The 2,437-nt window shown below is 71.4% G+C and carries 3 protein-coding genes; all 3 read left to right on the plus strand.

Translation table 11 applies throughout. The annotated features are described in order from the left end of the window. Nucleotides 1-293: hypothetical protein (locus A5695_RS28890; RefSeq protein WP_197515340.1), on the plus strand; the 293-nt coding region annotated here is incomplete at its 5' end. Between the two features lie 99 nt (nucleotides 294-392). Continuing rightward, nucleotides 393-1,718 (plus strand): UDP-glucose/GDP-mannose dehydrogenase family protein, encoded by a 1,326-nt coding sequence (locus A5695_RS02710; RefSeq protein ID WP_068077777.1) that lies wholly within the window; start codon nucleotides 393-395, stop codon nucleotides 1,716-1,718. Nucleotides 1,719-1,815: 97 nt separating this feature from the next. Further along, nucleotides 1,816-2,437, plus strand: a 622-nt coding sequence (locus A5695_RS02715) for a maleylpyruvate isomerase family mycothiol-dependent enzyme (protein WP_068077779.1), incomplete at its 3' end; no start/stop codon positions are given.

Consider the following 2,437-nt stretch of genomic DNA (forward strand, 5'->3'; position numbering starts at 1 on the left):
CCCCCGCACCGATCCCGGTGCCCGAGGCCCCGGCACCCGCACCGATCCCGGTGGCGCCGGCTCCGGCACCGCCACCGGCGGTAGCGCCCATTCCGGTGCCGATCCCGCTGCCGATCCCCGGCATCGGCGGCCCGGTCATCGGTGGACCCCCCGGGGGCGGCTTCGGGCCGCACGGCGGCGGCGAGGAGGGGCCACACGGCGGTGGTGGCGGCGGCGGATTCCCCGGGATTCCGGGCTTGGGCGGCGGCCATGGCGGCTTCGGCGGTGGTCACGGCGGTTTCGGCCGCCACTAGCCGCGATTGCGGGGCGTCAGGACCACCTGTCATCTGCCGTTTGCCTCCCGCTCAACGGACCGATGCAGTTAGCTCATGGCGGCGACCTACACCGGTTACATGCGATGCACCGTCTTCGGCACCGGCTACCTGGGCGCCACCCACGCCGTCGGAATGGCGGAATTGGGCCACGAGGTCGTCGGGGTCGACATCGACCCGGGCAAGGTCGCCAAGCTCGCCGGCGGTGACATCCCGTTCTACGAGCCCGGGCTGCGCAAGCTGCTGACCAAGAACCTGGCCGCGGGACGGCTGCGCTTCACCACCGACTACGACATGGCGGCCGAGTTCGCCGACGTGCACTTCCTCGGCGTCGGCACGCCGCAGAAGAAGGGCGAGTACGGCGCCGACCTGCGCCACGTATACGCCGTCATCGACGCGCTGGTGCCGCGGCTGACGAGATCGTCGGTGCTGGTAGGCAAGTCGACCGTTCCGGTGGGAACCGCGGCCGAGCTGAACCAGCGCGCGGCCGCCCTGGCGCGGGACGGCGTCGACGTCGAGGTCGCCTGGAATCCGGAGTTTCTGCGCGAGGGTTACGCGGTGCACGACACGCTACACCCGGACAGAATCGTGCTTGGCGTGCAACAGGATTCGGTGCGCGCCGAGACGGCTGTGCGCGAGCTTTACGGCCCCTTACTCGCCGACGGCGTGCCGTTCCTGGTGACGGACTTGCAGACCGCGGAACTGGTCAAGGTTTCGGCCAATGCCTTTCTGGCAACGAAGATCTCGTTCATCAACGCCATCTCCGAGGTGTGCGAGGCCGCTGGTGCCGACGTCAGCGTGCTGGCCGACGCGCTCGGCTACGACCCGCGGATCGGCCGCCAATTCCTCAACGCCGGTTTGGGTTTCGGCGGGGGCTGTCTCCCCAAGGACATCCGCGCCTTCATGGCCCGCGCCGGCGAACTGGGGGCCGACCAGGCGCTGACGTTCCTGCGTGAGGTCGACAGCATCAACATGCGCCGCCGCACCCGGATGGTGGAGCTCGCCAGCGCCGCGTGCGGTGGCTCGCTGCTGGGCGCCAACATCGCGGTGCTCGGTGCGGCGTTCAAGCCCGAATCCGACGACGTGCGCGACTCGCCCGCGCTCAACGTCGCCGGGCAGTTGCAGCTCAACGGCGCCGCGGTCAACGTGTACGACCCCAAGGCGCTGGACAACGCGCAGCAGCTGTTCCCGACGCTGAACTACGCGGTCTCCGTCGAGGAGGCCTGCGACCGCGCCGACGCGGTGCTGGTGCTCACCGAGTGGCGGCAGTTCATCGACCTCGACCCCGCCGACCTGGCCGACCGCGTCCGGGCCAGGATCATCGTCGACGGCCGTAACTGCCTCGATGCGGCCCGCTGGACGCGGGCCGGCTGGCGGGTGTTCCGGCTGGGCGCCCCGCGACCCTGAGGCAGTCTTGCGCGAGCGTCACGCCAGCGTGGCACCGACCGGCGAGCGCCACGCCAGCGTGACGTTCGGCGCGAAGGCGAGGCGTAGCCTGACCCGCGTGGACTATGCCGGCGCATTCCTCGAACAGAACCGCGCATTCTCGGAGCTTTTCCGCGACGCGGACCAGTCGAAGACGGTGCCGACCTGCCCGGGGTGGGACCTGAACCAGCTGCTGCGCCACGTCGGCCGCGGCGACCGCTGGGCGGCGCAGATCGTGCGCGAGCGACTCCAGGAGTTCCTCGACTTCCGGTCCGTCGAAGGCGGCAAGCCGCCGCCCGACCCGGTCGACGCCGTGTCCTGGCTGCAGGGCGGCGCACAACGGCTGGTCGACGCCGTCGAGCTGACCGGCGTGGAAACACCGGTGTGGACCTTCCTCGGGCCGCGCCCGGCGAACTGGTGGGTACGCCGCCGCCTGCACGAGGTGGCCGTGCACCGGGCGGACGCGGCCATCGCCCTGGGAGCGGAGTTCACGCTGGCCACCGACATCGCCGCCGACGGGATCACCGAATGGCTCGAGCGGGTCGCGATCCAGGCCGGCGCGGACGGCGCGCCGCTCCCACTCGAGGACGGCAACACCCTGCACCTGCACGCCACCGACCCCGGGCTCGGCGAGGCCGGCGAGTGGACCGTCGGCGTCGAGGCCGGCCGCATCACCTGGTCGCATGAGCACGGCAAGGGCA

It is taken from the genome of Mycobacterium sp. E1747 (assembly GCF_001667775.1).
Classification (GTDB): domain Bacteria; phylum Actinomycetota; class Actinomycetes; order Mycobacteriales; family Mycobacteriaceae; genus Mycobacterium.